Origin of the sequence: Rhizobium sp. 1399 (genome assembly GCF_031455475.1) — a bacterium.
In the GTDB taxonomy this organism is placed as follows: Bacteria; Pseudomonadota; Alphaproteobacteria; order Rhizobiales; family Rhizobiaceae; genus Rhizobium.
The window spans coordinates 708,719-731,626 of sequence record NZ_JAVDSU010000001.1 but is presented as its reverse complement, the minus strand read 5'-3'; the positions used below and the strand labels follow the sequence as shown (position 1 = coordinate 731,626).

Sequence of the window (22,908 nt, the reverse complement as noted above, 5' to 3'; positions counted from 1 at the left end):
TTCTTCTTGCTCAGACACCGATCGCTTCGCTGAGCACTTCTTCATGCGTCGCCGCGTGGAAATCATGGCTCGCGACAAGCTTGCCGCTGCGGAAGACATGCAGCCGGTCGGCCAGTTCGTAGACCTCAGGCAGGTAGGAGGAGATCAGGATGATGCCCGCCCCGTCCTTCAGAAGCTTGGCGAAGAGCCGGTAGATTTCCGCCTTGGTGCCGACGTCGACGCCGACGGTCGGCTCGTCGAAAATGAAAAGCCGGGCGCCGTGGCTCAGCCACTTGCCGATGACGATCTTCTGCTGGTTGCCGCCCGACATGCTGGAGGCCGGAACGCGCCGGCTCGGCGTCTTGATGCTGAGATCGCGGATCTGCTTGTCGGCATTCGTCGATTCGCGCGCGTGATTGATGACCGGGCCGTGGCTGAGGCGTCCGAACACCGGCAGGTTGATGTTGAGGCCGATCGGCAGGTTGAGGCAGAGCCCCTGGTCGCGCCGGCTTTCGGGAGCCAGCGCAATGCCGAGCTCCATCGCAGTGCGTTCGTTCTTGATATCGACGCGCTTGCCCATCCAGTGGATTTCGCCCGCACTTGTCGGCTGGCGCCCGTAGAGCCCGAGAGCAAATTCGCTGCGCCCGGCGCCGATCAGGCCATAGAGCCCAACGATCTGTCCTGCCTTGACGCTCAGCGACACGTCTTCGAAGCCCGGGCCAGTAAGACCCCTGACGTCGAGGATCGTCTCTCCGATCGGAATCTCTTCCTTATGGTAGATCTGCTCGATCGAGCGATTGATCATCAGCGCGATCAGCTCGGCGTCATTGGTTTCGCCGATGAGGCGCGTGCCGACATGCGTGCCGTCGCGCAGCACCGAGACACGGTCGGCAAGCTCGAAGACTTCCTCCATGCGGTGGCTGATATAGACGATGGTGACGCCTTCGCCTTGCAGGCGGCGGATCAGCTTGAAGAGCTGTGCGGATTCCTGGCGGGTGAGATAGGCGGTCGGCTCGTCGAAGATCAGGAACTGCGTGCCGCGCATGGCCGCGCGCGCGGTGGCGACGAGCTGCTGCTGACCGATCGTCAGCGAGCTCAGAAGCGCGCCAGCCGGCAGGCCGAAGCCGAGATCGTCGAGAACGGCCTGCGCCATCTTCTCCATCTGCTTCTTGCGCATGATGCCGAAGCGGTTAACCTCGTCGCCGAGGAAGAGATTGGCGGCCACCGTCAGGTGCCGGCAGAGCACGACTTCCTGGTGGACGGCGTTGATGCCGCGGGCGATCGCCTCGTTCGGCGTCGACAGCCCCACCGGATGGCCGCACCACAGCACCTCGCCGGCCGTGCGTGTGATGACGCCGGTGAGCAATTTGATGAGGGTGGATTTGCCGGCGCCGTTTTCGCCGACGATGGCGTGGATTTCACCGGCAAGGAAGGTCAGCGTCGCAGGCTTCAGCGCCTGCACGTGACCGTAATTCTTCTGCAGGCCTTTCAGTTCGAGGATGGGCGATCCGGCGGGAATTCGATTGGCTTCTTTCAGCGTCGCGCTGTCATCGTGGCGATGACTGACCTCTTCCAGTCCGACCATGGACCTCTCCTCCTCTTGTCACGTCTGCTCCATCCCTGGTGAAACATACCATGGATGAGAAAGGCCGCGCCGGTTTTTGAAATCGGCGCGGCCGCCTGTCGTCTTACTTGATCTTCGGGTTCAAGAGCGCGTCGATCTTCGGCTCAGCCATATTCGCCTTGGTGACGAGGTTTGCGCCGGTATCGACATTTTCCGCGACCTTCTCGCCCTTGGAGACGGCAAGAGCGGTCTTCACGCCGTCATAACCCATGCGGTAGGGGTCCTGAACGACGAGGCCGGCGATGGCGCCATCCTTGAGGAAGCCGACCGTCTTGTCGTCGCTGTCGAAGCCGATGACCTTGATCTTGTCGCCGAGCTTGTTTTCGGCGATCGCCTGGCCCACACCCTGCGCCATGATGAGGTTCGAGGCGAAGACGCCGACGAGGTTCGGGTTTGCCGTGATCAGGTCCGTCATCATGTTGAGGCCGGTCGTTGCCTGGCCGTCGCCGTACTTGTCGGCAATCACCTTCAGGCCGGGATGCTTGGTCTTCACCTGATCCAGGAAGCCTTCGCGACGCTGTTCCAGCGAGCCTACGCCGGGAAGGTTGGTCAGGATGACGACTTCGCCTTCTTCCTTGCCGGTGGCGCCCTTGATGGCGGCGGCAAGACCGTCAGCAGCGATACGGCCGCCCTGGACATTGTCGGTCGTCAGGAACGACTTGAATGCCTTGGAGTCGGCGCCGGAGTCGATGCCGATGATCGGAACGGACTTGGCGGCTTCATCGATCGGCTTGCCGAGCGCCTTGAACTCGGTCGGGGAGATCACGACGGCGGCCGGCTTGCCGGCAACGGCGTTCTCGAGAATGCTGATCTGGCCGTTGATGTCGGATTCGGCCTGGGCGCCGAGCTCCGGCACGTTGACGCCGAGATCCTTGCCGGCCTTGCGCGCGCCGGCCAGAACGATCTGCCAGTAGAAGGACGTCGTGTCCTTGACGATAATCGGGATCGTCACCTCGGCCGCAAAGGACGTGGCAGGCATTGCCGTCGCAATGACAGCGGCGCCTGCAAGTGCCGTAAAGGCGCGGCGAGACAGAATGGATTTCACGATGCTCATAAGGGTTCTCCTCTCAGGGTGCGTTCTCCTCCAATGAAACCGGACCGCTGAACGCAGGCGGACGATTTTTATCGATAAAAAACATTTACGATCAGAAGCTAGCTGAGGCGCAGGCAAATTGCAAGTGTGCCCAATTCGCTTTTTTACCCGCTAAATTCTCTGCCAAGCAATTGTTTTTATTTTAAATACATCAGGACCTAAAATACGGTCTCAGTCGAATTGCACCTCGTGCGGATGGACGACACCCTTCTTCAAAATCAGGTTGCCGTAGAGCCGGAACTCGGTGGTCGCGACGATATAGGCGGCCTTCCGCGCCATCTCGTAGAAGGCGAAGCGTTCGACGGATGCGATGGAAAAATCGCCGGCGCGCCGGGTGACGATCTGCTGAAATTCGGCGCAGACATCAGGCACGGCTTTCGGATCGCCCACAACTTCCATCCGCCATGCCGATTGCGGCACGAACGTATCGAGCGGCATATGGGTGAGGATCGCTTCGGCCATCGCTGTCGCGCTGACGCCATCGGCGCGGATGACATCAGGACCCATGCTGCTCGATGGGAAATTGGCGTCGGCAATGACGATATCGTCGCCATGCCCCATGCTCTTCAGCGCATAGAGCAGATCGGGGCCGAGAAGCGGATGAATACCTCTAAGCATGGTGTCTCCTCAGACCCGCACGGCCTCTTCGCCGAGCGGTGCGGCGACAAGTGTATAGGGTTCGAATTCGGGATAGATATCGGCGGGAAGCCGCGGCTCGAAATTTTCCATGTTGCGCGTAAGGCTCGAGGGCCTCGCCGTGCCGATCAGCACCGAGGAGACGACCGGGTCGTGCAGCGGAAACTGCAGGGCAGGGGCGGCAAGCGGCAGGCCGTGGCGCTTGGCCACCTCTTCCATTGCGCCCACCTTGGCAAGCACTTCCTCGGTTGCCGGCATATAATCGAAATGCGAGCCCGGCACCGGGCCGGTTGCAAGGATGCCGGAATTGAAGACGCCGCCGACGACGAGCGAGGTGCCCTTCTGCCGGCAGAGCGGGATCAGTTCTGATACCGCCGACCGGTCGAGCAGCGTATAGCGCCCGGCCATCAGGATCGTGTCGATATCGGCGTTGCGCATCACGTCGAGGCAGACGGGCACTTCGTTGACGCCAAGCCCGAAAGCCTTGATCGCGCCCGAGGATTTCAGCTGCTCCAGCGCCTTGATGCCGCTATCGAGGAAGTTCTTCAGATGCACGGCATTCCTGGCGGCGCCATGCGTATAGGCGCCAATGTCATGGACGAACAGAATGTCGATGCGGTTCAGGCCAAGACGCGCATAGCTGAAATCGACCGAGCGCATGATCCCATCATAGGAATAGTCGTAATCGGCATCGAAAGAGAGCGGATCGACATAGCTATAATCAGGGACGGTGCCCGTCGGCACCGGGCGCAGCAGGCGGCCGACCTTGGTAGACAGCACATAGTCACCTTCCGGCTTGTCGCGCAGGAAATCGCCGACGCGACGTTCGCCGAGCCCAAGGCCATACCACGGCGCCACGTCATAATAGCGGATGCCGTGGTTCCATGCCGTCTCCAGCGTTTCCATTGCCTGCTCGCGCGGGCAGGCGCGGTAAAGGCCGCCGAGTGCAGCGGCGCCGAAGCTGATTTCGGTCACCTCAAGCGCCGTCTTGCCAATCCTCCTCGTCTTCATCATTCCTCCTTGTGAAGACCCTGATATCAATAAGTCATATTTAGAGCGTGGCGCCGAGATGCCACGGAACAAATTCGTTATCGCCGTAACCGAAAATTTCACTTTTCGTCTTCTTGCCGGAGGCTGTATCGACGATCAACTCGAAGATCTCGCGGCCCTTGCCGCTGATCGTCGCGTCACCGGTGACGATAGTGCCGCAATCGATGTCCATATCCTCTTCCATCGAGGTGAAGAGCGCCGAATTGCTGGCGAGCTTCAGCGAGGGGGCGGGGCGACAGCCGAAGCAGCTGCCGCGGCCGGTCGTAAAGGCGATCATGTTCGCGCCGCCGGCAACCTGGCCGGTGGCAGAAACCGGGTCATAGCCGGGCGTATCCATGAAGACGAGACCGGGTGCGGTGACGCGCTCGGCATAACCATAGACGGCGGTCAGCGGCGAGCGGCCACCCTTGGCGACGGCGCCGAGCGACTTTTCGAGAATGGTCGTCAGGCCGCCGCGCTTGTTGCCCGGAGACGGGTTGTTGTCGAGCGAAGCGCCATGCAGGGCGACATAGTCTTCCCACCAGGCGATCTTCTCATCGAGCTTTTTGGCGACATCGTCGCTGACGGCGCGGCTGCGCAGCAGATGCTCCGCGCCATAGATCTCTGAGGTTTCCGAAAGGATTGCCGTACCACCGGCAGCTGCCAGCAGATCGGCTGCAACACCGAGCGCCGGATTGGCGGTTATACCCGAAAAACCGTCCGAACCACCGCATTGCAGACCGATGATGATCTCACTGACCGACATCGGAACTCGCTTTTCACGGCCGACATCGGCGGCGATTTCGCGCAGCACGCCCATGGCGCGCTCGACTGCGCGGCGGGAGCCGCCGGCGTCCTGAATGTTGAAGTGCCGCTTGGAGGCGCCGGCGCCGCTCTGGCCGTAAAGGGTCAGCTGGTTGACCTCGCAGCCGAGGCCGATCATCAGCACGCCGCCGAAATTCACATGGCGGGTGTAACCGGCAAGCGTCCGATGCAGCACGTTCATGCCGTCACCTGTCGAGCTCATGCCGCAGCCCTGATCGTGAACGATCGGCACGAAACCGTCGATGCCGTCATAATGCGGCAGGATCGTACGGTTGGCCTCGTCGGCAATCGCCCGACAGACCGTGGTGGAACAGTTCACGCTGGCGATGATGCCGATATAATTGCGCGTCGCCGCCCGTCCGTCGGCGCGGCGATAACCCATGAAGGTACGCGCCCTGTCCTCGGCACTTGCTTGTTCCGGAGCCGAGTTGGCCGTCGCAGCAAGGCGGTCGTTTTCGAAATGCAGATTGTGGCTGTGAACGTGATCGCCCGCTTTCACATCAGCCGTGGTGCGGCCGATCGCCTGGCCGTATTTCACGACCGGTGTGCCAAGCGGAATGTCCGCTATGGCGACCTTGTGGCCGGGGTCGATCTTCTGCCGCGTCGTCACACCCGCAACATCAGATCCCTCGGCGATCTGCGCCGTTGCGACCGCGACATTGTCTCCGGCCGACAGGATGATCCAAGGCTGTCTGTCCAATTTCTTCTCCCTGACGAAACGCCCGCTACATAGACGAATGCGCATTGCTTTTGTTTTTTATCTACAATAAACATTTTCAAGTCAACGGGAATATTGATCCTGTGGACGAGGGAGGCAAACAGCCGCAGGCGACTGAAAATAAGATAGAGGTCGCTTGAAGAGGCTCCTGGTCCGGCTGTGCCCGTTCTTGGTGGGCGGGTATCATCGCCGTGTCGCTCGGGCGGAAAGCCCGTGTCGCTTGGGCAGAAAGCAAGGTCTGATGGCAAGGCAGAATACGGTCTTCAAGGAAGCCTACAACCGGTATGCGGCAGCATTGCGCACGGATACCGCGCTGCCTTCGGAGCCGGAAATCGCAGCCCAGCTCGGCGTCAGCCGCAGCACGGCGCGCGCCATTCTGACCCGTCTCAGCGACGAGGGCATCATCCGCTGGAACAAGCGCCAGAAGATCGTGCTGCGCCAGCCGATCGACCGCGACTTCTTCCCCTCGGAGGAAACGGATTCGCTGCATGACATCATCGAGCGCAGCTTCATGCAGCGCATTCTTTCGGATGAAGCAGCCCCCGGCATGCAGATCAACGAGCTGGAGCTTGCCCGCGAGATCGGCACAGGCACGACCAGCGTGCGCGAATTCCTCATCCGCTTCTCGCGTTTCGGGCTGATCGAAAAACGACCGAACAGCCACTGGACGCTGAAGGGCTTTACCCGTGAATTCGCGCTGGAACTTGCCGATGTGCGCGAAATGTTCGAGCTGCATTCGGCGGCCGAATTCGGCAGGCTACCTGCCGACCATCAGGCCTGGGCCGATCTTGCGACGATCAAGGAAGAGCACCTTTCCGTGCTCGCAGACATCAACAACCGCTTCAAGGAATTCTCGGCACTCGACGAGCGTTTCCACCTCTTGATCCACCGCGCCTCGAAGAACCGTTTCATCGCCGATTTCTATGACGCGATCGCCATCATCTTCCACTATCACTACCAGTGGAACAAGGCGGCCGCCCGCGAACGCAACGAACGCGCGATCTATGAACATCTCGATTATATAGCGGCGCTCGAAGCCAACGATCAGGCGAAGATTGAGGCGGCCTGTCGCATCCACCTTCGCTCCGCTCGCCAGACCCTGCTGCAATCCATCCCGCAGAGCTCCACGGAAGGCGCTCCGGGCTGAAAACTTGGCACCTGATCAGTGCGACGCGGCTTCGCTGGCCGTGCTGCTCGCGCCCCCGGCTTTCACGCCGCGGCTGATCGGAATGAGCCAGGTGGTCGCAAAGGTGAGCACCGCCACGACTACGACACCCCAGAAGCTCCAGTGCAGCGCCGCATCGAAGACACCGCGCACTGCCGGATCGCCCGCGAGCTCCGAAAGACCGGTCGACTCGTTCAGGACATCGTGCAGGCGGTTTGCCGCATCCCCCGTCGCATAGTGATTGATGCCGGCATTCAAGATCGCGCCGAGCACGGTGGCGCCCAGCGTATTGCCGAGGCTGCGGGCAAAGATGATCGAGGCTGTGGCGCTTCCGCGCATCGACCATTCCACGCTGTCCTGCACCAGCGCGATGCTGGTCAGGTTGATGAGCCCCATGCCGAAGCCCATGAAGAAGGAGCCGGCGCCCGCAACCGCCGGGTGGCTTTCCGGCGTGAGGAACAGAAGGAAGAAGGCCCCGAAGGGAAACATGAAGCTGCCGACCCGCAGCGTGTTGCGGATGCCGAATGCCCTGAAGAACCGGCTGGAAAGCATCACCGATAGCGGCCAGCCGACGACGAGCATGGTGAGCGTGAAACCGGCGACGATTGGCGAGCGGCCGAGCACGCCCTGTACATACATCGGCAGGATCGTCGAAAGGCCGATCAGCGCCATGCCGGCAAGCAGCATGCAGGCATTGCTGGTCGCGACAAGCCGGCGGCTCCAGAGCGCGATCGAAATGATCGGTTCCGGCGTACGCTTCTCCTGCAACACGAACAGGATGCCGGTCACGACGAAGACGCTCGCCAGCGCAATGAGAACCCAGGCCCGCGCATCCGTTTCCGTCAGGATCGTCAAAAGCGCGATGATGGAAATCGAAAACAGGATGGCGCCGAGATAATCGATCTTGGCATCTTTGTGCGCCACATCCTCCTTCAGGAACATCATGAATGCGATGATCGAGAAGATGCCGATCGGCAGGTTGATCCAGAAGATCCAGGCCCAGGAGATCGTATCGACGATGATGCCGCCGGCGAGCGGTCCGACGACCGCCGAGGTCGCCCAAACTGTCGCCATCACGCCCTGCACCTTGCCGCGTTCCTCCAGCTTGAACAGGTCGCCGATGATTGTCATCGTCACCGGCTGGATCGCGCCGGCCCCAAGGCCCTGCACCAGGCGGAAGACGATGAGCGAGGCCATCGACCAGGCAAGTCCGCAGAAGAGCGAGCCGACGAGGAAAACGAGGATGCCGCCGATCAGCACCGGCTTGCGTCCAAAAATGTCGGAAAGCTTGCCGTAGATGACCGTCGTCGTCGACTGCGCCAGCAGGAAGGCGGAAAAGACCCAGCTGTAATAGGTGAAGCCGCCGAGCTGGCCGACGATCCGCGGCATGGCGGTCGCCACGATCGTGGCCTCGATCGCCACCATGAAGGTCGCGAGCATGATCGTGGCAACGACGAGCGTGCGGTTGGATTGCTTCGATGTAGCGGACATGATGAACCTCTCGGGCTTTCTCCGTGATACGGGAAAACCGCTGTCGGCTACAGCATCGGCCCGAAAATCGGAATCGATTTTCGGAAAGCCTGATGCGTAGATTCAAAAAGTTAGAGCGTCCTTTGTGCGTCCGAATGGACGCACGGCGCTCTAGTGGGGCAAAGTGCAACGCGTGGTGTCGGCAGTCTTTTATGCTCCTGCTGATAGCAGGTAAAGCGTAAGTGATATGCTTTCTTTTGTGTCGACGCTTTAAACCGCTTCCGGCCCTGGCAGATTTAAAATACAACGCATTCTGCGAAGGAAGTTTCGGTGGGTTTCCGCCGGAAAAAAGAGATCTGGCAGGCTGCCAGGGCTCTCGGATGTCAGGATTGCATTTCCGCCAGGTTATTCCCAATTGAAACCTGATGCAGGCCTGTGAACCGCTCCATCGCGGCTGCGAAGGGTTTCGGTTCCGGGTACGGAAATGGCGAGCTATGATGACGCATGTTTTGGCTGCGAGCGGCGGCGTTAAACAGGTAATTTGCATCAATTGGGGTACAAGATACGGGCCGACTTTCATCAACCGGCTCTATGCGATGGTGGCGCGCAACATCACGCCGCCCTTTACCTTCACATGTTTCACCGACTGCCGGGACAATCTCAATCCCCGCATCCTGTGCGAGGATCTGCCGCCTCTGGATGTCGAAATGCCCGTCAATACGAGGGGCATCTGGCCAAAGGCGAGGCTTTGGGGACCGAAGCTCGGAAGCCTGAGCGGGCCGGTCCTCTATCTGGACCTCGATCTGGTCGTCGTTGCCTCCCTTGATGACTTTTTCAAAGTTGGAGGGCCTGATGATGTCGTCATGGCCCGCAACCAGACAACGCCTTTCGAAAGGCTCGGCCAGAGCTCGCTCTTTCGCTTTCCCGTCGGCAAGCTTCTGCCGCTGCAGGAAAAGTTCAGGGCCAACCCGCAGAAAGTGGCCGATGAGTATCAGTATGAACAGCGTTTCGTCACCCGCAATGCGCCCGGAGGCGTAAAATTCTTCCCGCGCAACTGGGTTCTGCATTTCCGGCAGGATTGCCACTGGGCTTTTCCGCTGAACTATTTTCTCGCACCGCACCTGCCATCCAGCGCCCGCGTCGTCCTCTTCCCGCGCGGCTTCCACCCGCAGAACGCCATCGAAGGGAAATTCGGCCCGAGAGGCCGGGCCGAAACGAGGCTCGATCATATCAAGGGCGTCTTCGACGTCAGCAAACGCGACGGCAAGCAACCCTTCCGCTACCTGCGCCACTATATCCTCCCGACACCTTGGGTGGCGGATCACTGGCATGAGTAAGAACGCAAGTTCCGGATCGCAGCGGAACAATTTCTGACGCCAGATGTTGTCAGCCCAGGGAAACGTTGGGTGCTCTCATGCGTCCTCTTCTGATCGCAACATTGCTCTCGCTTTCATGTCTGTCTGCCAACGCGAATGCGGCCGACGAGGACTTTCTGAACTCGCTGGCAGGCGACTGGGATGGAGGCGGAATGGTCCTGACCAAGATCGGCGGCACGAAGGTCAATGTATCCTGCAATCTGAAATCCAACGCGAGTGCTTCCGCAGTGTCCATGAACGGCAGTTGTCGCGCGCTCGCCATCGTCACGAGAACCTTTTCGGCAAATGTAAAGGCGGCCGGTCAACGCTACACCGGCAACTACACGGGACCATCGGGCCAGCCTTCCATGCTTGTCGGCAGCAGGAAAGGCGATATCCTCAACTTCAATGTCACCTGGGCTCGCATCACCAATGGCGACCGAAAAGCAAACTTGATGATCGAAAAGCTGGGGCAGAACGGGCTTCGTCTGCAAACCGTTGATCGGGACCCCGCCTCAGGCCGATCCGTGGTGACAAGCCGTATTGAACTGCAGCGGCAATGACCGCCCGGATCGTTACCGCGAACGGTCGTCTCAAACAGCGGATAGCGATACCGTAACGGCATCGGCGCGTATCGCATTGAAATGCATTGCGTTTATTATAAACAACCGTCGTCGCGCATACTGCCTCCAGTCTGAAAAACAGAGGAATGAGCATGACTGGCAACGCAATCTCCTACACGCTTTTAAGTACCAGCGACGTTCAGAAGATTGCGCCGGTTTCGAACGTGACGCTCTGGCGCTGGGTGAGAGACGGCAAGTTTCCCGCGCCCATACAGGTTTCGAAAAACAATTTCTGGCGGTCTGACGAAGTTGGCGCCTGGATGGACGAAATGTCCTCCAGGCGCGCCGCGCCTCGGCAAAAGGCTTTCTGATCGGCAAATCGGAAAGCCTTTGTTTTGCCGGGCGCAGAGTGCCGTCGGCTTCCACATTCATGCGGATACTTCATGGATAGAATATCGCAATACGCGCCGTCGTCGGGGACGGGCGTCTCCAGTTGTGTCGAACGGCTGCGCCGCGATGTGTCCCTGTCTTCGATAGCAGCGCAATACGGCTACAAGCTCACCCGAAACGGGCAAGAGTTTGAAACGTGCTGCCCGTTCCACGCCGAAGACACGCCGTCATTCACGATCTTCATCGGGCAGGATGGCGTCGAGCGTTTCCATTGCTTCGGCTGCGGCAGGAAAGGCGATGTCCTGGACTTCCTGCAGGAGGTCAAGGGCGTCGATCTTCCCGAAGCAATCCGCATTCTCGACATCAGCGACACCAGCCGGCCGAATGTCCGCCCGCGGCAGATCCAGGCGCGGAACATCTATGAGGGGATTACGCCCGTTCCGCCGCCGGCTGATTTGCTCCAGGCCGGCGCGCGTATCAGGCTCTATAATCCCAAGCGCAAGGGCGAGCGCTCCGAGTGGGGCGCATTCGCGCCGTCTATGGTCTTCCCCTATCGCTATGCTGACGGCTCGCTGTCAGGCTATGTCCTGCGCCACGATCTCCCTGACGGCGGCAAGGAAACGCCGATGGTGATGTTCGTTCGCCTGGCCGACGGGAGAGAAACCTGGTCGCGTTTCCCGTTCCCCAAGCCACGGCCGATCTACGGGCTGGAAACGATCGGTAACGACGGCCAAGTGGTGATCGTCGAGGGCGAGAAGTGCCGCGACTGGCTGCACCGGGCAAGCGGCCGAACCGTCCTTTCCTGGGCGGGCGGGACGCAGGGTGTCAGGCACACCGATTGGTCGCCGCTCTCGGGCCGCGACGTGCTGATCTGGCCGGATTTCGACACCCCGGGCCTGTCGGCCGCCGATGAGATCGCCGCCCGCCTGACCGCGCTCGGCGCGCATGTGCGCCTTGTCGGTTTCACGGATGCGGGGGACGCTTCGGATATCGAGCGCTACAATTTCGACGATTGGCGGGCCGGCCTTTTCCCCTGCCGCGGCTGGGACTGCGCCGATGCCGTCGATGCCGGATGGACGCAAAGCCAGCTCGACGCCTTCATGGCCGCAACGCTTCGCGACTGGAGGCCGGAGCCCGCTGATGAAATGGAGGAGGGGCGCATCGTGCCGTTCAAGCGGGCAGTTTCTGTGCAGGCTTCCATAAGCGCGCTTCCCGCACCGGTCCCAGCCAAGGTCGTCGAGGGCGCGTTAGTCCAGGGCGATGAGCCGACGCCAGCAATCACGCCTGCCGGGGCTGTGCCAGGGCGCTTCGGTCGCCTGATGGGCATCGAGCGCTTCGATATCGAACTCGAACAATGGTTGGTCGATCGCCAATGGTTCATCAAGCTCAACCTGCTTTCGGGCGAACTGGAGATCCATCGCAACAGCAGCATCGTTCGCATGAGCGACGCGCGGCTGGCGGAAATTCGCTTCGAGCTCGCCTGCGCGGCCCAAGGCAGGGAGCCGTCCAAGGACAACATTTTCGATGCGCTGATGCTGATCGGCGAGCGGCGCGCCTATCATCCGGTGCACGACTATCTCGCCCGTCTTCAATGGGATCGAAAGCCGCGCATCGACACCTGGCTCGTCGATTATTTCGGCGCCGAAGACACGCCACTCAACCGTGCCTTCGGCCGCAAGATCCTCTGCGCCGCCGTTCGCCGCGTCAGGCATCCGGGCTGCAAATTCGATTACATGCTCGTCGTCGAGGGACCCCAGGGCATCGGCAAATCCTCGGCGATCCTCGCGCTCTGCGATGACCGCGACTGGTTCACCGACCAGCTCGAAATCGGCGCCGACGCCAAAGTGACCATCGAAAAAACCGCCGGCCACTGGATCCTCGAAATGCCCGAACTCGACGGCCTCAGCCGCCGCGACACCAACCGCGTCAAATCCTTCATCCCCACGATGATAGATAGCGCCAGGCTCTCCTATGGCCGCTTTACGAGCAAACGCCCCCGGCAATTCATCCTCTTCGGCACCACCAACGAAAGCCGCTACCTGACCGACACCACCGGCAACCGCCGCTTCTGGATCGTCCGCGCCACAGCGGCTGATCCGGCCGGCATCGCGGCGGTGCGAGACCAGCTATGGGCGGAGGCTGCGGAGAAGGAGGCGGGTGAGGACCTGACTCTAGATAACCCGGCATTGCGGAATGCAGCAGCTGGTGTCGCGCGTGAATCCTCGGATTTCGGCCCGTGGCTGGATATCCTCCGCGAGCGCATTCCGGAAGGTCCGCTGAAGATCAAGGCTACGGACGCTTGGAAGCTGGTCGGTTTCGACGGCCCGGAAACCATCAACAAACTGACGAAGCTTCATCACGCCCATATGCGTGCGGCGATGGTCGGTCTCGGGTTTGAGAAGAGGGACAAAGGCATTCGCTTTCGCGACGGCGAGAGAAAGACCGCCTATGTTCGCGGCGATGCGGAGGAGGCGAAGGAATGGAGCCCCGACAGGCGTGAGCCGGCATATGATTACCGTTCGATTTTCTGATGCGCCCCGACACCCTGAAAACCCGGCCACCGAGCCGGGTTTTTTAATTTCCTGAGGGATGACGAACCCCCTCCACCGAACCCCGTCCGGGCCTGGAACCCCGTCCATCAACGGCAGATTCTGGACGGAGTTCAGAGAGGTGGAGGGTGTATGGATGGGGTAACGCCATCCGGATTAGGTGGTTGATTCGAAAGGATTATCGTCTGCTGGAGGGGGTGGATGGGGTTGTTTGCTGAAAGGTGCCGGAAACGGGTCATGCCGGCTTGTAGACGGCGAAATACAGGGTGTTTCCGGCTATTCTTGGAAAATGCGTTTTAACCCCGTCCACCTCCGCCGGAAGCCAAGCGCGGCTTGTCGGCCCACGCGGCGACATCTACAAGGGATAGGAGAAAGACATGAGTGAGCTTACAAGATTCACCATCGAGGGGAAGGATTACATTCTTCTCCCCGAAGCGGACTATCAGGATATGATCGACATCAGGGACGCAGCCGCCGCGCAGGCCAGGATCGCGGCCGGCGAGGAAACCTGGCGGGAAGAAGTCGTCGGCGCTCTCGTTGCCGGCGAACATCCGGTCAAGGTCTTCCGCAAGTATCGCGGCATGACGATGGCCGAACTTGCTGCGGCGGCGAACATATCACAGCCGTATGTCTCCGAAATCGAAAGCGGCAAGAAGAGCGGATCGATCGACGCGATGAAGGCGATCGCGGTCGCGCTGAATGTTGATTGAATGACCTGGTTTGATGTCGAGCTATGCGTTGAGTCGGCCGGCCGATCACATCTATTGAGCGAAAATGGTGCCGCTTACGCTCGTCGAGGGCCGCAGGATTCCGGTGTCCTATCATAGCCGGATCGCACAGCGCTCGGCTTAGTCCAGCCGCTTGCACTCGTATTTCCACGGGTCGTTGACCACGGTGTCGAAATCAATCAGTCCGCCTGCCGTTGTATACTTCGACCGCACGTTGGCGAAGTCAACGTCCAGCATCATAGTTGGGGAGTCGAATGGATTGTCGGAATAGTCAGTGACCCGCCCGACCAAGCGGAGAGAATCCTGCGACCGCCAGACGATTTTCCAATCTAACCCTGTTGGAATAGGAAATTTTCCGGTCCTGTTTTCAGGCGGCTCCTTCGAGAGGTCGATCTTCAGGTTGCCAGCATCGAGGTCCGCCGTGATCGTGTAGACGGAGCGCTCCGCTTTCATGTTATCTGCGCCGATCTGGTATCGTTCACACTCCATAGCCTTCGTCGCCGCGAAGGACGGCGTAGCTACAACAAGTGCGGTGATCCCGAGTAAGATTCTGAGCATTTAGTTCCTCATGTAGTCCAAACGGCAGGTGGCGACGCGCTCGGCGGTGGACACTGGATCCGACAGTACCTTGTCGATCCATTCGTTTTGCTCGGGCGACACCGTAGCTACCTTCACCATCGCCCGACCATCGTTCTCGAATATCGCCTGCGGCAGGACACCTCTGTCTCTCCATTCCTTCATGATGTCGATCATCGCCATCGTATGCGGCATGAACGACATCAGCTTGGTGATGTCATGCCCGGCTGCTCGAATGTCCGTCGCCAGAGTGACCAGCGCAATCTGCGTGGCAGTTGCGAACTCATTGTATCCGCTGCTGAGGCTGATGAGCGAAAACGCGTGGCCATAGGGAGTTAGATCGTAGCCAAGATGATGCGCGATCTTCTCGACGTTCTCCAGGCGCTCCTCGTCCACCTCATCATCCGACTTCTGCGGAGCCTCGACCTGAAGAAGGCGCCGCCCTTTCTCCGTCGCGAAGAAGAACGTCGTATCGTCTTCTCCGCGCAGCCTCTTGAAGAAGCCTGCAGGCTGCCGTGCACTGTCGATAGCGTCTCCGGCCACAAGATGTGCGATAGGATCGGTAAGTTGATGCTGCGGAACACCCACTGCCACGGCGACCTCATTCCACGTCAGCGGGGCAATCCGCATTCGCTGGCCGCGCGCGGAGACTTCCATTCGCCGCTCCGGGTGCCCGGCTGCGATAGCGGCGAGCAGCCTCTTCTCCAGGACGTTCATTGGTGGCGGATAGCTCATGATCACCTCAGCAGGAGGGCGATGAAAATCGCGGCTAAACCGATAGACGTAACCGTGGCGATGTTCTTCAAATGCTTCTCAATCTTCTTCACCGCAGCCGCCGAGACAGGCTCGAAGGGTATGGGCGGTTGATAAGTGCCATCCTTATTGATCGTTGCTTCGGGTGGCGGAGGAGCGGCCAGAGGACGATAATCGATCTGGACCCTGTCCGCCCGTGCCCTTGTCCAGACGTACAGCGCCTTATCGCCCTTCATCAGCAGACCATACTGTCTAGGGTGCCACGGCTCCGAAAGCGCTGCGTCCACTTCGTTCTCGAACAGCTCGGCCGTTATCTGCAGCCTTCCCTTGGCGATGGGCGCTGAGGCGACGGACAGCCTCTGCAGGAGCGAATTGAATTCCGCTTCATCAATGTACGCTTCGAGCTGTAGATAAGGTCCCGACTTCTTGTCGCACGAGTCGTCCTGAGGGTCGCGATAGAAGATCCTGCCTGGCTCTCCGTCCATCAAACCTTCTTCAGGAACAGTCGTCGAGGACATGCCCGAGAACTTCACACCGTCCATAGATGACGCCTGTTTCTTACCTCCTACTACTCCCTTGCGCAGCGGCTTGATCTGGATCTCGATTTCCTTGAAGCGCCCAACCTCGCCGTCTGGCACTCGAAACACGGTGATGGTGTCGATGGTCGTGCCGCGCGCGGTGAGAGTAGTCGTGATCTTGAAGTTCGGCGTCTCCGGACTCTTCTCGACGAAATCCTTGTCCTGCCATTCGACAGCATGCGCGATTTCGATGTCGTGGAGATCCAGGTGAACTGTCTGCGGAACGCATGTGCTGATGAACGGCCTGCCATCATTCTTCTTGCTCGCATGCTGCAGCGTGAAGTTATTGACGAGTGTCGCCCCGCTCAGGTCGTGATATCGCATGGCATCCCCCAGTAGTGGCGGATGCTATCTACGGTCGAAAACTTCGGCAAGCTCATTTCCGCCGGCGTTTGCCCCGTGCCCGGCAGCACACCATTTTCTCAGGCGCCAATGCACGAGGAAGATGTGATGCCGGAAGAGGAAAAAAATGGTGCCGCTTACGTGACTCGAACACGTGACCCCATCATTACGAATGATGTGCTCTACCGACTGAGCTAAAGCGGCAATCCGGCGGGCGAAGCATGCGGCCCGCGATTTGCATGGGGCTGATACAGCCATTATCAGGAGATTTCAAGCACCCACTTATGTCTTTGGCAAAAAAGCTGAAGCCTGTGGAAAGGCCCGCAGTTCAGAGCGCCAGCCGGGTGCGGGCGGCTCGATATTCCGCTTCCAGCCGGTCGACCAGCTTTGCCACCGGTTCCACCGCCTTGATCGCGCCGATGCCCTGGCCGCTGCCCCAGATGTCCTTCCAGGCCTTTGCGCCGCCCGTCGCCTGTTCGAAATCCATCTTCGAGGGATCGGCTTCAGGCAGATCGTCCGGGTCGAGGCCTGCTGCCCGAATGGAAGGCTTCAGGTAGTTGCCGTGCACGCCGGTGAAATAGTTCGAGTAGACGATATCGGCGGCGGCTCCCTCGACGATCGCCTGTTTGTAGGCATCGGAGGCGCGTGCCTCCTCGGTCGCGATGAAGGGCGTGCCGATATAGGCCATGTCGGCACCCATCGCCTGGGCTGCCAGAATGGCGCCGCCGGTCGCGATCGAGCCGGCGAGCAGCAGCGGGCCGTCGAACCAACAGCGGATCTCCTGCACCACTGCGAAGGGAGAAAGCGTGCCCGCATGTCCGCCCGCACCTGCCGCAACGGCGATCAGTCCGTCGGCACCCTTGCGGATCGCCGAATTGGCGTGGCGGTTGTTGATGACGTCGTGCAGCACGATACCGCCGTAGGAATGCACCGCCGCATTCACTTCCGGCACGGCGCCGAGCGAGGAAATGACGACAGGCACCTTGTATTTCACGCAGAGCATCAGATCGTGCTCCAGCCGCTTGTTCGACATATGGACGATCTGGTTGACCGCGAAGGGGGCTGCCGGCCGCTCCGGATGCCTGGCATTATGGGCGGCAAGATCTTCGGTGATCATGGCCAGCCACTCGTCGAGTTGGCTTTCCGGCCGCGCGTTCAAGGCGGGAAATGCGCCGATCACGCCGGCCTTGCATTGCGCCAGTGTCAGCGCCGGATGGGAGACGATGAAAAGCGGCGAGCCGATGACCGGCAGTCTCAGATTATCCCGGAGGATCGGGGGCAGGGTCATGCTTTCACCGCTTTTTGACGTTTACGAAAACGTCAATTGATTAGCAGAGCCATCGCCCGAGGAAAAGAGTGACCAAGGAAAAGAGTGTGGTCTTCTTCTTGCTGCCTTTTCCGTAATCCTGTCCATTTTCACTATATCTAATGGAGAATTCGGAACGCCCGGCGGCTGCTTATCCCCCGCCGATGCGCTCCGGAAGGGCTGCAAGGCTTGCGGTTTGCCGCACTTGCCGCTACCGAATTTTGACAGGCATTCAATCTTTTGGTGTTGATGCCGGCACGAAACGTGAAGGGCCCGATGTGAGCGGACTAGAAACGGCTATCAGAACTGCGCTGGATAATTCCGACCGCGACAGTGCGGAAGTTCGTGCACGCATCTATCAGTCCGCGCGTCAGGCGCTGGAAGCCGGCCTGCGCAAGCAGGATATCACCGATGCCGAAGTGGTGGCCCATCACCGCCACCGCCTCGAAACCACGATCCACACCATCGAGAACGAAGAGCGCGCCCGCCTTCACCCGCGGCAGGGGCCTCCGGAAGTTCCGGTTCCGCCCGTTGTGGAGATCCCGGAGCCCGCCCATCACGTGGAAGAGCCCGCCTATCGCGCGGAAGAACCGATCTATCGCGAGGGCGAGGATGACCATCTGGCCGTTACAGGCGAAACGCGCGCCTACAACGCCACTTCCCGGCGCACGGACGATGCAAGCCTGGATGATGTTCACGCCAGCAGCGCCGATCAGCTGGGGGCGGCACCTGATGGAGAGATGCGCGGAGAGACACGCGCGACGCCGGAGAAGCGCGGCGGCATGGATTTTCGCCCCGAACGGGCCGCTGTTCGCCGCAAGCCGCGCAAGTTCTTCTCGCGCCTGCTCGTCTGGTGCGTGCTGCTCGCCTTCATCGGCACGGGTGGTTGGTGGGTCTATAGTTCCGGCCTGCTGATGACGGCGGCTGAGCGCGATACCAGCGTCGCCAATCCGCCCGCCAGCACGCAGCCGGAAGATTTCGACGGCGAGGAGAGTGCCGGCAACAGCGCCCCCTCGGATGGCGACCAACCTGTGGCGATCGACCCGCAAAACAGCTTCTCGGCAGACTGGATCGAGGTCTTCAAGCCCGCCGATGCCGACAAGATCGAGAGCGGCCCGCGTGCCCGCACCGAAAATGTCACGGAAACCGAAGGCCCGGCCGTCCGCCTGACGTCGCAGAGCGGCAATACGGATGGCAATGTTTCCATCACCATTCCGGCCAATGTACTGCAGCAGCTCGCCGGCAAGTCCTCGACCATCGCGCTGACCCTGCAGTCGACCACGGACGAGCCTACGCAGATCACCGTCGAATGCGATTTCCAGTCGCTCGGCAATTGCGCCCGCCATCGTTTCAACGTCACGCGTGAAAAATCGGACGCGCTGCTGCAGGTGCGCTTCGACCGCTCCCTGGCACCGAATTCTCCGGGCCGGCTGATGATCAACAGCGATGTCGACGGCAAGGCCCGTGGCATCAATCTCTTTGCCGTGCGGATACTGCCGGGCCAGTAAGCGGCGCGATTAGCTCAGGAAGTCTATTTCAGGAAGCCGGGACCCGAGCCGATGATCTTATCATCAAGCGCACCGATCGCGTCCTTGTCCTTGCCGTCATAGTCGATGGTCTTCAGCATGTGGCGAATGAGGTTGAGCCTCGCCCGGTGTTTGTCATTGGCGTGGATCACGGTCCAGGGCGCAAACTCCGTGTGGGTTTCCTTCAGCATGCGGTCGCGCTTCTCGCTGTAGTCGTCCCATTTGGTCAATGCGGCTATATCCATCGAGGAGAGCTTCCAGACAGCGAGCGGATCGTGCCGCCGGTCATGGAACCGCTTGATCTGCATTTCCCGGCCGATATCCAGATAGAACTTGAAGAAGAATATGCCTTCGTGGGCGATGACCTTTTCCACCTGCGGCGCCTGATTGAGAAAGTCCTCGTATTGTTTCGGCGTGCAGAAGCCCATGACCGGCTCCACGCCGGCGCGATTGTACCAGGAACGGTCGAAGAGCACGAATTCGCCCGATGTCGGAAACTGTGCGATATAGCGCTGGAAGTACCATTGGCCCTGTTCCCGCTCCGTAGGCTTGGCGAGCGCCACCACGCGGGCAAGGCGCGGGTTCATGTGCGCCGAGGATGCCTGGATCGCGCCGCCCTTGCCGGCCGCGTCGCGCCCTTCGAAGAGCGCCATCACCCGCTTGCCCGTCGCCTGCAGCCAGAACTGCACCTTCACGAGCTCGGCCTGCGGCTTCCTGAGCTCGTCGAGATATTCGTCGTCCTTCAGCTTCTTCTTGTAGGGGTAGTCGCCGGATTCCAGCGCATGCTCATCCGCCCAGTCGGGCAGCACGGGATCATCGATATCGAAGACGCGTCTCTTGCCCCTGATCTCCAGCTCCACAACCCTGCTTTCGACGTCTTCGGCCATCGTCTCCTCCTGCGCTTGATGATTTCATTTTTCAGCAGGCGAACATATTTATCATTGAAAATCAAATCCTCTGCGTAAGCAAAGCGCAATTCGGTCACGCGCGCTGCGGCTTTTCGCGCAAGTTTCTCAAATGGAAAACTTCTGTCATGAAACGCGGCTATCAGGCAGAGTTTGAATATAAAGAAAAACGAATCGATGCCGTGAGGGGCAGTTTGGAAGACGAGATGCCGTGGACAAAAAGCCTGTTGGCGCGCATCCGGCGCGAGCGCCCGGTTTTGCTGGCGACGCTGCTGAGCGCGCTTGTCGCGCTTGCCGCAGGCATGAACAAATGGATCGTGCTCGCCCTGCTGCTCGTGATGATCTTCACCTCGCTCTTCAACGAGGCGCCGGTCATCAGACCTGACGTCGCCGAGCCGATCGAACCCGAGCCTGAAGTGCTCCCAAGCCGCCTGCCGGAAGTCTCCGCCACGCTGGCCGGCCTCGATATCCCGGTCATGGTGCTCTCGGAAGATGCCTCGGTACTGTTTCAGAACCGCGCGGCCGAAAAGGCCTTCGGCGAGGTGGCGCTCGGCTCCCATATATCGGCGCGGCTGCGTTCTCCCGGCGTCTTGGACATGGTGCGCGAAACCATCGCCACCAACGCCCCGAACCAGATCGAACATTCCGAGCGGCTGCCTTCGGAGCGCGTCTATATCGTTCGCAGCGCTCCTGTCGAATTCAAGGACGACGACGGCCGCAACGAGCGCTATTACATCCTCTCCTTCCGGGATATTTCCGAAATACGCCGCATCGATCGCATGCGCTCGGATTTCGTCGCCAATGCCAGCCATGAGCTGCGCACGCCGCTTGCCTCGCTGCGCGGCTTCATCGAGACGATCCAGGGTCCGGCTAAGAACGATCCGAAGGCGCAGGCACGTTTCCTCGGCATCATGTTCGACCAGACGACGCGTATGAGCAGGCTCGTCGACGACCTTCTGTCTCTTTCCAGGCTTGAGCTCAAGTCGCATATCGCCCCGGATGAGAGGGTGGATCTCGTGCCGCTACTCGGCCATGTCAGGGATTCGCTTGTGCCGCTTGCGAAGGATGTCGGCGTCTCGATCAACCTGCACCTGCCCGACGGCAAGGTCGAAGTGCTGGGAGACCGCGACGAGCTCGTTCAGGTCTTCGAGAACCTGATGGAAAATGCCTGCAAATATGGCCAGGAAGGCGAAGTCGTCGATGTCTGGCTGAAGAATGGATCGGGCCAGCCGGTTGAAGTCAGCGTCGTCGACAGGGGGCCAGGCATTCCGGCCGAACATGTACCGCGCTTGACGGAGCGCTTCTATCGCGTCAGCATCGAAGACAGCCGTTCCAAGAAGGGCACGGGCCTCGGGCTTGCCATCGTCAAGCATATTCTGACGCGCCACCGTGCACGGCTGATCGTAAAATCAGAGGTGGGCAAGGGAACGGAGTTTACCGTGCGCTTCTGACGCAACATGTCGCACGCAATTTTTCGACGTCATATTTTTGCATTTAAAATCAAGAATTTATCTTGTCATAAATGTTTCATCGATCTGACATAAAAGGACGGTGCTTAAGGCGCTAAGAGAGTCCTGCCGATGAAAAAAGGCAATGCGAGGGCCTCTTTGAGGCCGCACTCACACAAGCCCAAATGCCGGGAGATTCAAATGAACACCTTTAAACTTACTGTTGCCGCGCTTGCTGCAACCGCCGCTTTCGCTGGCGTTGCAGTTGCTCGCGACCAGATTCAGGTTGCTGGTTCGTCCACCGTCCTGCCTTACGCAAAGATCGTCGCCGAGTCCTTCGGCGAAACCTTCACCAACTTCAAGACGCCGGTCGTCGAATCCGGCGGCACGGGCGCTGGTCTGAAGGAATTCTGCAAGGGCGTCGGTGAAGACACGATCGACGTTGCCAACGCCTCGCGTCCGATCAACAAGAATGAAGCGGAAGCCTGCAAGGCAGCCGGCGTAACGGACATCCAGGAAGTCAAGATCGGTTATGACGGCATCGTCTTCGCAACCGACTCTTCCAACCCGGACGTTGCCTACGTTCCGGCCGACATCTACAAGGCCCTCGCTGCCCAGGTTGTCGTTGACGGCAAGCTCGTCGCCAACCCCTACAAGAAGTGGTCTGAAGTCAACCCGAAGCTTCCGGCTGTTGATATCGCCGCCTACATCCCGGGCGAAAAGCACGGCACCCGCGAAGTCTTCGAACAGAACGTTCTCGCCGCCGGCTGCAAGGCTTCCGGCGCTCAGGAAGTCATCGCCAAGGAAATCGCCGACAAGGCTGCCCAGGGCAAGGCTTGCGTCGCGGTTCGCAAGGACGGCGCTGCTGTCGACATCGACGGCGACTATCCGGAAACTCTGGCACGCATCGCTGCCAACAAGACCGGGGTTGGCGTATTCGGTCTCTCCTTCTACGAAAACAACGCTGACAAGCTCAAGGTTGCGACCATGAGCGGCATCGTTCCGTCGACGGAAACCATCGCTAACGGCACCTACCCGGTTTCCCGTCCGCTGTTCTTCTATGTCAAGAAGGCACATCTGGGCGCCGTTCCGGGCCTGAAGGAATATGTCAACTTCTTCGTATCCGACCAGATGATCGGCCCTGACAGCCCGCTCGTCGAATACGGTCTCGTTGCTGCTCCGGATGCAGAACGCGAAGCGATCCGTAAGGCCGTAGAGGCTGGCAAGACCATGTAATGACTTTGCCGGCGCGACGCTCGGGGGCGTCGCGCCGGCATCACCTTATCCGCCCGGCTCCATTGGGGTGCCGGGCGGATGAACTTCTTCTCCATGATATTGAAGCCGATGGCA

20 protein-coding genes and 1 tRNA gene are annotated in these 22,908 nt (G+C 60.0%); 9 read left to right on the top strand and 12 right to left on the bottom strand.

Annotated features, from left to right (window positions below):
- Window positions 1-10 precede the first annotated feature (10 nt).
- From J2X71_RS03805 to J2X71_RS03785, 5 genes are all read right to left on the bottom strand, one after another.
- Window positions 11-1,564: a sugar ABC transporter ATP-binding protein gene (locus J2X71_RS03805; RefSeq protein ID WP_310379066.1), complete on the bottom strand. Its 1,554-nt coding sequence runs from the start codon at window positions 1,562-1,564 to the stop codon at window positions 11-13.
- A 103-nt stretch (window positions 1,565-1,667) separates the two neighbouring features.
- On the bottom strand, window positions 1,668-2,657 hold the full coding sequence (locus J2X71_RS03800) for an ABC transporter substrate-binding protein (RefSeq protein ID WP_310379064.1): 990 nt from the start codon (window positions 2,655-2,657) through the stop codon (window positions 1,668-1,670).
- Between the two features lie 210 nt (window positions 2,658-2,867).
- The gene (locus J2X71_RS03795; RefSeq protein ID WP_310379062.1) at window positions 2,868-3,314 is read right to left on the bottom strand and encodes an RbsD/FucU domain-containing protein; all 447 of its coding nucleotides are present in this window, start codon (window positions 3,312-3,314) and stop codon (window positions 2,868-2,870) included.
- Window positions 3,315-3,323: 9 nt separating this feature from the next.
- Window positions 3,324-4,343, bottom strand: a complete 1,020-nt coding sequence (locus J2X71_RS03790; protein ID WP_310380058.1) for an aldo/keto reductase — start codon at window positions 4,341-4,343, stop codon at window positions 3,324-3,326.
- A 40-nt stretch (window positions 4,344-4,383) separates the two neighbouring features.
- Window positions 4,384-5,886: an altronate dehydratase family protein gene (locus J2X71_RS03785; protein WP_310379060.1), complete on the bottom strand. Its 1,503-nt coding sequence runs from the start codon at window positions 5,884-5,886 to the stop codon at window positions 4,384-4,386.
- 259 nt (window positions 5,887-6,145) lie between these two features.
- Here J2X71_RS03785 and J2X71_RS03780 point away from each other — a divergent pair, with 259 nt between their 5' ends.
- Window positions 6,146-7,051 carry a GntR family transcriptional regulator gene (locus J2X71_RS03780; RefSeq protein WP_310379058.1) on the top strand — a complete coding sequence of 302 codons (906 nt, stop codon included), beginning with the start codon at window positions 6,146-6,148 and terminating at the stop codon, window positions 7,049-7,051.
- A gap of 15 nt (window positions 7,052-7,066) precedes the next feature.
- Here the strand turns inward: J2X71_RS03780 and J2X71_RS03775 are convergent, their stop codons facing one another.
- Window positions 7,067-8,560: an MDR family MFS transporter gene (locus J2X71_RS03775; protein ID WP_310379056.1), complete on the bottom strand. Its 1,494-nt coding sequence runs from the start codon at window positions 8,558-8,560 to the stop codon at window positions 7,067-7,069.
- Window positions 8,561-9,033: 473 nt separating this feature from the next.
- On the opposite strand from J2X71_RS03775, the gene J2X71_RS03770 reads away from it, so the two are divergent.
- The 5 genes from J2X71_RS03770 (at window position 9,034) to J2X71_RS03750 (ending at window position 14,106) form a co-directional block, all read left to right on the top strand.
- Window positions 9,034-9,876 carry a glycosyl transferase gene (locus J2X71_RS03770; protein WP_310379054.1) on the top strand — a complete coding sequence of 281 codons (843 nt, stop codon included), beginning with the start codon at window positions 9,034-9,036 and terminating at the stop codon, window positions 9,874-9,876.
- Window positions 9,877-9,953: 77 nt separating this feature from the next.
- Complete coding sequence (locus J2X71_RS03765; RefSeq protein ID WP_310379053.1) at window positions 9,954-10,457, top strand: hypothetical protein; 504 nt, start codon at window positions 9,954-9,956, stop codon at window positions 10,455-10,457.
- Window positions 10,458-10,609: 152 nt separating this feature from the next.
- Window positions 10,610-10,828, top strand: coding sequence for an AlpA family phage regulatory protein (locus J2X71_RS03760; RefSeq protein ID WP_310379051.1), 219 nt, complete (start codon window positions 10,610-10,612; stop codon window positions 10,826-10,828).
- A 72-nt stretch (window positions 10,829-10,900) separates the two neighbouring features.
- Window positions 10,901-13,378, top strand: coding sequence for a VapE domain-containing protein (locus J2X71_RS03755; RefSeq protein ID WP_310379049.1), 2,478 nt, complete (start codon window positions 10,901-10,903; stop codon window positions 13,376-13,378).
- A 395-nt stretch (window positions 13,379-13,773) separates the two neighbouring features.
- The gene (locus J2X71_RS03750) at window positions 13,774-14,106 is read left to right on the top strand and encodes a helix-turn-helix transcriptional regulator (RefSeq protein WP_310379047.1); all 333 of its coding nucleotides are present in this window, start codon (window positions 13,774-13,776) and stop codon (window positions 14,104-14,106) included.
- A 138-nt stretch (window positions 14,107-14,244) separates the two neighbouring features.
- Here the strand turns inward: J2X71_RS03750 and J2X71_RS03745 are convergent, their stop codons facing one another.
- The 5 genes from J2X71_RS03745 to J2X71_RS03725 all read right to left on the bottom strand — a co-directional run bounded on the left by J2X71_RS03745 (window position 14,245) and on the right by J2X71_RS03725 (window position 17,661).
- Window positions 14,245-14,682 (bottom strand): hypothetical protein, encoded by a 438-nt coding sequence (locus J2X71_RS03745; RefSeq protein WP_310379045.1) that lies wholly within the window; start codon window positions 14,680-14,682, stop codon window positions 14,245-14,247.
- Complete coding sequence (locus tag J2X71_RS03740; protein WP_310379043.1) at window positions 14,683-15,435, bottom strand: hypothetical protein; 753 nt, start codon at window positions 15,433-15,435, stop codon at window positions 14,683-14,685. It abuts the gene before it with no gap.
- Window positions 15,436-15,437: 2 nt separating this feature from the next.
- Window positions 15,438-16,355, bottom strand: coding sequence for a hypothetical protein (locus J2X71_RS03735; protein ID WP_310379042.1), 918 nt, complete (start codon window positions 16,353-16,355; stop codon window positions 15,438-15,440).
- Between the two features lie 146 nt (window positions 16,356-16,501).
- A tRNA-Thr gene (locus J2X71_RS03730) sits at window positions 16,502-16,577 on the bottom strand.
- Between the two features lie 124 nt (window positions 16,578-16,701).
- Window positions 16,702-17,661 (bottom strand): nitronate monooxygenase family protein, encoded by a 960-nt coding sequence (locus tag J2X71_RS03725; RefSeq protein WP_310379040.1) that lies wholly within the window; start codon window positions 17,659-17,661, stop codon window positions 16,702-16,704.
- Between the two features lie 296 nt (window positions 17,662-17,957).
- Between J2X71_RS03725 and J2X71_RS03720 the strand changes: the two genes are divergently transcribed.
- Entirely contained in the window at window positions 17,958-19,187 is a 1,230-nt protein-coding gene (locus J2X71_RS03720; protein ID WP_310379038.1) for a hypothetical protein, read from the top strand.
- A 23-nt stretch (window positions 19,188-19,210) separates the two neighbouring features.
- Here the strand turns inward: J2X71_RS03720 and ppk2 are convergent, their stop codons facing one another.
- Window positions 19,211-20,092: a polyphosphate kinase 2 gene (gene ppk2 / locus J2X71_RS03715; RefSeq protein WP_310379035.1), complete on the bottom strand. Its 882-nt coding sequence runs from the start codon at window positions 20,090-20,092 to the stop codon at window positions 19,211-19,213.
- Window positions 20,093-20,337: 245 nt separating this feature from the next.
- Between ppk2 and phoR the strand changes: the two genes are divergently transcribed.
- Window positions 20,338-21,561: a phosphate regulon sensor histidine kinase PhoR gene (gene phoR / locus J2X71_RS03710; protein WP_310380055.1), complete on the top strand. Its 1,224-nt coding sequence runs from the start codon at window positions 20,338-20,340 to the stop codon at window positions 21,559-21,561.
- 198 nt (window positions 21,562-21,759) lie between these two features.
- Entirely contained in the window at window positions 21,760-22,794 is a 1,035-nt protein-coding gene (locus tag J2X71_RS03705) for a substrate-binding domain-containing protein (RefSeq protein ID WP_310379033.1), read from the top strand.
- Window positions 22,795-22,908: the final 114 nt, after the last annotated feature.

Excerpts from the sequence above, each read along its gene's own strand:
- J2X71_RS03805 (WP_310379066.1), bottom strand. The coding sequence starts at position 1,564 with ATGGTCGGACTGGAAGAGGTCAGTCATCGCCACGATGACAGCGCGACG.
- J2X71_RS03800 (WP_310379064.1), bottom strand. The coding sequence starts at position 2,657 with ATGAGCATCGTGAAATCCATTCTGTCTCGCCGCGCCTTTACGGCACTT.
- J2X71_RS03795 (WP_310379062.1), bottom strand. The coding sequence starts at position 3,314 with ATGCTTAGAGGTATTCATCCGCTTCTCGGCCCCGATCTGCTCTATGCG.
- J2X71_RS03790 (WP_310380058.1), bottom strand. The coding sequence starts at position 4,343 with ATGAAGACGAGGAGGATTGGCAAGACGGCGCTTGAGGTGACCGAAATC.
- J2X71_RS03780 (WP_310379058.1), top strand. The coding sequence starts at position 6,146 with ATGGCAAGGCAGAATACGGTCTTCAAGGAAGCCTACAACCGGTATGCG.
- J2X71_RS03775 (WP_310379056.1), bottom strand. The coding sequence starts at position 8,560 with ATGTCCGCTACATCGAAGCAATCCAACCGCACGCTCGTCGTTGCCACG.
- J2X71_RS03770 (WP_310379054.1), top strand. The coding sequence starts at position 9,034 with ATGATGACGCATGTTTTGGCTGCGAGCGGCGGCGTTAAACAGGTAATT.
- J2X71_RS03765 (WP_310379053.1), top strand. The coding sequence starts at position 9,954 with ATGCGTCCTCTTCTGATCGCAACATTGCTCTCGCTTTCATGTCTGTCT.
- J2X71_RS03760 (WP_310379051.1), top strand. The coding sequence starts at position 10,610 with ATGACTGGCAACGCAATCTCCTACACGCTTTTAAGTACCAGCGACGTT.
- J2X71_RS03755 (WP_310379049.1), top strand. The coding sequence starts at position 10,901 with ATGGATAGAATATCGCAATACGCGCCGTCGTCGGGGACGGGCGTCTCC.
- J2X71_RS03750 (WP_310379047.1), top strand. The coding sequence starts at position 13,774 with ATGAGTGAGCTTACAAGATTCACCATCGAGGGGAAGGATTACATTCTT.
- J2X71_RS03745 (WP_310379045.1), bottom strand. The coding sequence starts at position 14,682 with ATGCTCAGAATCTTACTCGGGATCACCGCACTTGTTGTAGCTACGCCG.
- J2X71_RS03740 (WP_310379043.1), bottom strand. The coding sequence starts at position 15,435 with ATGAGCTATCCGCCACCAATGAACGTCCTGGAGAAGAGGCTGCTCGCC.
- J2X71_RS03735 (WP_310379042.1), bottom strand. The coding sequence starts at position 16,355 with ATGCGATATCACGACCTGAGCGGGGCGACACTCGTCAATAACTTCACG.
- J2X71_RS03725 (WP_310379040.1), bottom strand. The coding sequence starts at position 17,661 with ATGACCCTGCCCCCGATCCTCCGGGATAATCTGAGACTGCCGGTCATC.
- ppk2 (WP_310379035.1), bottom strand. The coding sequence starts at position 20,092 with ATGGCCGAAGACGTCGAAAGCAGGGTTGTGGAGCTGGAGATCAGGGGC.
- J2X71_RS03705 (WP_310379033.1), top strand. The coding sequence starts at position 21,760 with ATGAACACCTTTAAACTTACTGTTGCCGCGCTTGCTGCAACCGCCGCT.